General features: G+C 71.8%; 5 protein-coding genes. 3 read left to right on the top strand and 2 right to left on the bottom strand.

Annotated elements, in window-relative coordinates:
- The first annotated feature begins 109 nt into the window (after window positions 1–109).
- The 3 genes from ACFWFR_RS15875 (at window position 110) to ACFWFR_RS15885 (ending at window position 4791) form a co-directional block, all read left to right on the top strand.
- Window positions 110–955: a phosphotransferase gene (locus ACFWFR_RS15875; RefSeq protein ID WP_377623598.1), complete on the top strand. Its 846-nt coding sequence runs from the start codon at window positions 110–112 to the stop codon at window positions 953–955.
- A 171-nt stretch (window positions 956–1126) separates the two neighbouring features.
- Window positions 1127–3796, top strand: coding sequence for a fibronectin type III domain-containing protein (locus ACFWFR_RS15880; protein ID WP_377623599.1), 2670 nt, complete (start codon window positions 1127–1129; stop codon window positions 3794–3796).
- Window positions 3797–3912: 116 nt separating this feature from the next.
- Window positions 3913–4791, top strand: coding sequence for an endo alpha-1,4 polygalactosaminidase (locus tag ACFWFR_RS15885; RefSeq protein WP_377623600.1), 879 nt, complete (start codon window positions 3913–3915; stop codon window positions 4789–4791).
- On the opposite strand, the gene ACFWFR_RS15890 is transcribed toward ACFWFR_RS15885, so the two are convergent.
- Together ACFWFR_RS15890 and ACFWFR_RS15895 are read right to left on the bottom strand one after the other, a co-directional pair.
- Window positions 4770–6221 (bottom strand): alanine/glycine:cation symporter family protein, encoded by a 1452-nt coding sequence (locus ACFWFR_RS15890; protein ID WP_377623601.1) that lies wholly within the window; start codon window positions 6219–6221, stop codon window positions 4770–4772. The two genes, ACFWFR_RS15885 and ACFWFR_RS15890, sit on opposite strands and share 22 nt — an antisense overlap.
- A gap of 80 nt (window positions 6222–6301) precedes the next feature.
- Entirely contained in the window at window positions 6302–6898 is a 597-nt protein-coding gene (locus ACFWFR_RS15895; protein ID WP_377623602.1) for a YdeI family protein, read from the bottom strand.
- Window positions 6899–6996: the final 98 nt, after the last annotated feature.

Here is a 6996-nt window from a genome sequence, read left to right on the forward strand (position 1 = left end):
GCCACCACAATTGTGGTGGCTCCGCAGAAAACACCTCCCACCCCGGAGCCCTCACCACCGGAGCCCGGCGGGTCATAAGGCACGGGACGGTCCCTGGCAGGATCGAGGCATGTCGCGCCCGCCCCTAGCCATGATCCCGACCGCCCCCGTACCCGTGCCGCCACCCGTCCGCTCGCTCGTCGACGCCGCGGGGGGCGGCGACCTGGTCCCGGTGTGGCGAAACCAGCTCGGCGGGCTCACGTTCCGCTGGGGCACGGGCGGCACGAGCGGCGCTGGCGGAGCTGGCGGCGCGGAGCGGTACGTCAAGTGGGTCGCCGCCAGCACTCCGGAGATCGACCTGCTCGCCGAGGCCGAGCGGCTCACGTGGGCGTCGCAGCACACAGCCGTTCCCCACGTGCTCGACGCCGGACAGGACGAGGCCGGCACCTGGCTCGTGACCGAGGCGATCCACGCGGCCTCGGCCGTCGACCCGCGCTGGGTCGCCGAACCCGCCACCGCCGCGGCAGCGATCGGCCGCGGGCTGCGCGTCCTGCACGACGCCCTGCCCGTCGAGGACTGCCCCTTCACCTGGAACGTCGAGCAACGCATCGCACGCGCCGACGAACGGATCGCCGACGGCGACGGCCCCACCGAATGGTTCCCCGAGCACGCGGCGCTCACGGTCACCGAGGCCCGCGCCCGGCTCGACCTCACGCCACCGGTGGACCGCCTCGTCGTGTGCCACGGCGACGCGTGCGCACCCAACACCCTCCTGGCCGCCGACGGCTCGTTCGCCGCGCACGTCGACCTCGGCTCCCTGGGCGTCGCCGACCGCTGGGCCGACCTGGCCGTCGCGGCCTGGAGCACCGAGTGGAACTACGGGCCCGGCTACGACGGGCTCGTCTACGACGCGTACGGCATCGAACCGGACGACGAACGGATCGCCTACTACCGGCTCCTCTGGGACCTGGGCTGAGGCTCACGCCACCCCTCTTCGGCCCGACGACCGAGCGAATGGGCACGAAGCGGACGTTTCGCGTTCATCGTCGGCTCACCCGGTAGCCACCCGCGTCCGGTGGGATCGGGAAGGCGCCAAGGTCGCGCCGCCCAGCTGCCGCGCTCGCGCGGGACCGGACGAAGGACTGACATGACGCAGACGATGGACACCCCTGTCCGCCCGGTGCGGAGAAGCGTGCCCGCGCTCGCCCTCCTCACCCTGGTCGGCGGGCTCGTGCTCGCCGCCACGCCCACCCAGGACGCCTCCGCGGCGACCGCACCCCCCGCGCCGCTGCTCACCACGGCGGACACCACGTGGAAGTACCTCGACGACAACACGGACCCGGGCACGCCCGGAAACCTGCTCTCCTGGACCCAGCCCGCCTACGACGCGACGGCCTGGAAGTCGGCCAAGGGGTCGTTCGGGGCCAAGGGCGGCAAGCTCGCGGCCGTCGGCCCGCACACGCCCACGACCCTCCTCACGCAGTACATCGAAGGCACCACGACCGACGTCCCCACGTTCTTCTTCCGCTCCACGTTCGAGTTCGACGCCGACACCGCGGACGAGCTCGAGAAGGTCGTCGGCAACGTCGTCTACGACGACGGGCTGGTCGTCTACGTCAACGGTGCCAAGGTCGCGGGCTTCCACGACGAGCGCGTCACCAGCACGACGACGAACCTCCAGTACGCCGGCTCAGGCGCCTCCGACCCCATCGCGGCCTCGTTCGACCTCGACCCCGAGGCGCTGCTCGACGGGACCAACACGATCGCGGTCGCGCTCTACCAGGACCGCGCGTCGAGCTCGGACGTCTACTTCGACCTGACCTCGCTGACCCCGGTCGTCGAGGACGCCCCGGTCGTGGTCGCCCCGCCGACCCGCGTCATCCTCACTCCGACCGAGACACCCGAGACGTCGCAGTCGATCTCGTGGCTCGCGGGCAGCGACGCCGACACCACGGGGCAGGTCGAGATCCGTCCCACCGCCGGCGGCGCGACCCGCACGCTGCGCGCCTACGCCGCAGGCGCCGTCAACGGCAACGCGAAGCAGCACTTCTCGGTGACCGTGCCCGGCCTCCAGGCCGCGACCGAGTACTCCTACCGCGTGGGCGTGCCCGGCGCCTGGACCGGGTGGAAGACCTTCGCGACGGCCGACCCGTCCGAGACCGACTTCTCGTTCATCTACTACGGCGACGCGCAGATCGGCCTCGACAGCACGTGGCCCAAGGTCGTCGCGCAGGCCCAGGCCACGGCCCCCGACGCGATCGGCTCGGTCCACGCCGGAGACCTGATCGACTCGGCGAGCAACGAGACCCAGTGGGTCAACTGGTTCAAGGGCATGGAGGACGCCGCGGCGACCAGCAACGTCATGGCCGCCCCCGGCAACCACGAGTACTCGGGCGACAAGAAGCTCGCGGCCTGGAAGGCGAACTTCGAGTACCCGCTCAACAACCCCACGACCGAGACCGTGGGCGAGCTCGCACAGCTCGCCGTGGGCGACACCCCCGTGGCCCGGCAGTACGCCGCATACTTCGCGCACTGGAGCGAGTTCGCGGCCGAGACCGTGTACTTCACGGACTACCAGGGCATGCGCTTCATCACGATCAACGCGACCCGCGACACCGCGTTCCTCACGCCCGACGCGCTGCCCGCGTGCACCGGTGCCGACTGCCCGCAGGCCAAGGTCGCCGAGCTCTGGACCCAGTTCCAGGCCGCATGGCTCGACACCGTGCTCACCGAGAGCCCGTCGAAGTGGAACGTCGTGACGTTCCACCAGCCCGTCTACTCGACGTCGTCGGGCCGTGACGAGCCCGTGCTGCGCAAGTACTGGGTCCCGGTCTTCCAGGAGCACGACATCGATCTCGTCATGATGGGTCACGACCACACCTACGCGCGCGGCTACAACAACGAGAACCGCACCGGTACCGAGGGTGTGACCGACGGCCCCGTCTACATCGTGTCCAACTCGGGTGCCAAGCACTACGACCTCGCGGCCCCCGACAAGAACGTCTGGACCAACAACGGCGCGACACAGGTGCTGCGCGGCGAGAAGATCACGACCTACCAGGTCGTCGACGTCACGGCCGACACCCTGACGTACAGGTCCTACATCGCCGAGAAGGTCGCGGGCGCGAGCACCGACCTGCCCGTGGGCGCGGTCTACGACGAGTTCACGGTCACCAAGCGCGACGACGGCACCAAGTGGGTCACCGAGGCCGGCGTCGCCGTCCCGGGTGAGGTCACGTTCACGGCGCAGCCGGCCGCGGCCGTCTCCGTCGAGTCCGGCAAGAACGTGACGATCTCCTCGACAGCCGTCTCGACCTCGACGGCCGTCCCCGCTCCCCGCGTCTCCTACCAGTGGCAGTCCGCCGCCGCGGGCTCGGACGCGTGGACCGACATCGCGGGCGCGACGTCGAAGAACCTCCTGCTCAAGAAGGTCTCGGCCACGACCGACCAGCACCGCTACCGCGTGGTCGCCACGGCCGGGAAGTCCTCGACGACCTCGACCGTGAGCACCGTGACCGTGACCAAGGCGCCGACGACGCTCACGCTCGCCGCGTCCTCGCTGCGCACGGGCGCCAAGCCGCGCGTGACCGCCAACGCGTCCGTGGCCGGGACGGTCGAGGTCACGGTCGTCTCGGGGATGTTCGTGACGACCACGAGCGTCCCCGTCGCGAAGGGCATCACGACGACGGTCACGCTGCCCCAGTCGCTGCCCTTCGGCATGAGCGGTGCGACCGTCCAGGTCACCGCGACGCTCACCCCGACCGACTCGGTCGAGCTCGCGGGCACGACCGCGGGGTTCACGACGAAGCTCGGCTGACGACAGACGCCCGGTCCACGGCCGGCCGGTTCTCGCGATCCGCGGGAACCTGCCGGCCGTTCGTCACGGCGCGTCGACCCAACCGTCACGCACGGCCCGGGTGCGAGCATGGTCCCGTGCCCTCACCGTCGGTCCGCTCCCTCGTCGCCCCTGCCCTGGCCCTCGCCCTCCTCGCCGGGTGCGCCGGCGGGGGCGCCCCAGCGCCCGCCCCGGCCGAGCACGAGCCGACGACCTCGGTGAGCGACGCCGTCGGGCAGGACGACGCGGCGCCCGCTCCCCCGCCCGCCGGGGCCGGGCTCGACTACCAGCTCGGCGGGGCCTATCCGCCGCCCGACGGCGTGACGGTCGTCGTCCGCGACGTCACCGACTCTCCCGCGGGCGCGGGCTACGACGTCTGCTACGTCAACGGCTTCCAGACCCAGCCGGACGAGAGCGGCGCCTGGCTGCGTGACCACCCGGGCCTCGTCCTGCGCGACGAGGACGGCGACCCCGTGGCCGACCCCGGCTGGCCCGACGAGCTGCTCCTCGACACCTCGACCGACGCAGGCCGTCGGGAGATCGCGGAGATCGTCGGGGCCCAGGTGGACGCGTGCGCGGACGCGGGCTACGACGCGGTCGAGCCGGACAACCTGGACTCGTCCACCCGCTCGGACGGCGCGCTCACGCAGGGCGACAACCTCGCGCTCGCCGCGCTCCTGATCGAGCGGGCCCATGCGCGGGGCCTCGCGATCGGGCAGAAGAACACGGTCGAGCTGGGTGCGGACGGTCCGGCGCTCGGCTTCGACTTCGTGGTCGCCGAGGACTGCGCAGTCCACGACGAGTGCGGGGACTATGCCGCGGCGTACGGCACGCGCGTCCTGGAGATCGAGTACGACGACGCACCGGGCTTCACCGACCGCCTCGCCGACGCGTGCACCCGCGGCGTCTCGGTCGTGGGACGCGACCGCGGGCTCTCGACGCCCGACGACCCGGGCTACGCCTTCGAGCCCTGCTGAACCGGTGCCCACACGTCGCCCGGCACGTCCCCGGGCAGGTCGGGGTTCCCGGTCCCGACGAACCGGTCGCCGGCCCCGCCCGCCCGCAGGCGCTCGAAGTCCTTGAGCGCCCCGAAGGCCCACCTGCCCAGGAGCACGATCGCGACCAGGTTCACGAGCGCCATGAGCGCCATGGCGACGTCCGCGACGGCCCACACCGCCTCGAGCTCGATGAGCGACCCGATCCCGATCGCGGCGAGCACGAGCGTGCGCAGCGCGGTGAGCGCCTTGGCGCGGATGCCCAGGAAGGTCAGGTTGACCTCGGCGTACGAGTAGTTGCCGAGCACCGAGGAGAACGCGAAGACGAACACCAGGATCGTCATGGGCCACACGGTCCACGACCCGAGCTGGGCCGCGACGGCCTCCTGCGTGAGCGAGGCCCCGGCCGCGTCGGTCGTGGTCCCCGGGTCGAACACCTCGGGGCCCGCCATGAGGATGATGAACGCCGTCGCCGAGCACACCACGATCGTGTCGACGAACACGCCGAGCGACTGGATCAGGCCCTGCTTGGCGGGGTGCGAGACCGTCGCGGTCGCGGCCGCGTTCGGTGCGCTGCCCATGCCCGCCTCGTTCGAGAACAGGCCGCGCTTGACCCCGTTGAGCAGTGCCGCGAGGATCCCGCCGGCCGTGCCCGCCACCGCCTGGTCCAGGCCGAACGCGCCCTCGACGATCTGCGAGACCGCTCCCGGCACGGCGCCGAGGTTGAGGAGGATGATCGTGGCCGCGAGCAGCACGTAGACCCCCGCCATGATCGGCAGCACGATCCCCGCGACCTTCGCGACCCGCTTGACCCCGCCGAACAGCACGGGAGCCGCGAGGATCATGAGGAGCACCGCGGTCCATCCCGGCGAGACGGCGTGCCCGTTCTCGAGGGCCTCGCTGATCGTGTTGGCCTGCACCATGTTGAACGCGAAGCCGAACGCGAAGATCAGCAGGATCGCGAACACGATCCCCCAGCGCCGCGAACCCAGGCCTCGCTGGATGTAGTACGCGGGGCCGCCACGGTAGGACCCGTCGTCGGCCCGGACCTTGAAGATCTGCCCGAGCGTCGCCTCGACGAACGCCGTGGCCATGCCGAGGAGCGCGACGCACCACATCCAGAAGATCGCGCCCGGCCCGCCGAGCGTCAGGGCGATCGCGACGCCCGCGATGTTGCCCGTGCCCACGCGCGAGGCGAGCCCCACGCAGAACGCCTGGAACGACGAGATGCCGCCTTCGGCCGCGCCGGTCGAGCCGCCGACGAGACGGAACATGAGCCCGAACATCCGGACCTGGACGGCACGCGTGCGCACCGTGAACCAGATGCCCGCCCCGATGAGGACGTAGATCAGGACGTAGGAGTACAGAAAGTTGCTGACCGGGTCGATCAGCGCCTCTTGCAGGACGTCCATGCTTCACCCCTCCGGCCCGACGGCGGTTCTGCCGCTCCGAGGGACGCTATCCGCTGGCGGTGGTCGTGTCGCGACGGACCTCAGCGAGGCTGCTCGTGCGCACGCTCGCCGCGCTGCGCCTTCTCGGCAGTCTCCGCGATGCGGGCCGCGCGCGTCGGGGCCCGCTTGGCGTCCGCGATCCACCCGAGGACGAGCCGACGCACGCCGGGCGGAAAGCCGTCCCAGTGCTCACGGGCGGGCGGTGCGGCCGCGAGCGCGGAGGCCAGGTCGTCGGGCACGACCAGCGCCTCGGCGTCGTCGTACCTCGTCCAGGAACCGTCGGCCTGCGCCGCCTCGATCACCGCGCGCCCCGCGTCGGTCATCCGACCGTCGGCCTCTGCTCGCGCGACCCGTTCCTTGCTCAGGCGGGTCCACCGGCTCCCGGGCCGCCTCCTGGTGAGCCACATCATCGAGCGCTCGTCGTCGATCGTCTGGACGGTCCCGTCGATCCACCCGAAGCTCAGCGCCTCCTCGATGAGCGCGTCGTAGTCGATCGGGACGCGACCGGAGGCCCGGCGCCACTGCACGACCCACACCCCGGGCACCTCGTCGGCGTGGTGCTCGACGAGCCAGGCCCGCCACTCGGCGGCGGTCTCGGGGTGGAAGCGAGGCGCGTCCACGCGCCGGTCGGTCACCATGCGCCCAGACTGCCACGGGGCGTCGTGCTCTTCGCGGCGAGACCAGCGGGTCCCGGTCACGCGAACGGAGAGGGGAGGTGCTGGTCCGGGACGCGTCC

Origin of the sequence: Oerskovia sp. NPDC060287 (genome assembly GCF_042726775.1) — a bacterium.
Taxonomy (GTDB): Bacteria; Actinomycetota; Actinomycetes; order Actinomycetales; family Cellulomonadaceae; genus Oerskovia; species Oerskovia merdavium.

Coding starts and splice junctions, on each gene's coding strand:
- ACFWFR_RS15875 (WP_377623598.1), top strand. CDS start 110: ATGTCGCGCCCGCCCCTAGCCATGATCCCGACCGCCCCCGTACCCGTG.
- ACFWFR_RS15880 (WP_377623599.1), top strand. CDS start 1,127: ATGACGCAGACGATGGACACCCCTGTCCGCCCGGTGCGGAGAAGCGTG.
- ACFWFR_RS15890 (WP_377623601.1), bottom strand. CDS start 6,221: ATGGACGTCCTGCAAGAGGCGCTGATCGACCCGGTCAGCAACTTTCTG.
- ACFWFR_RS15895 (WP_377623602.1), bottom strand. CDS start 6,898: ATGGTGACCGACCGGCGCGTGGACGCGCCTCGCTTCCACCCCGAGACC.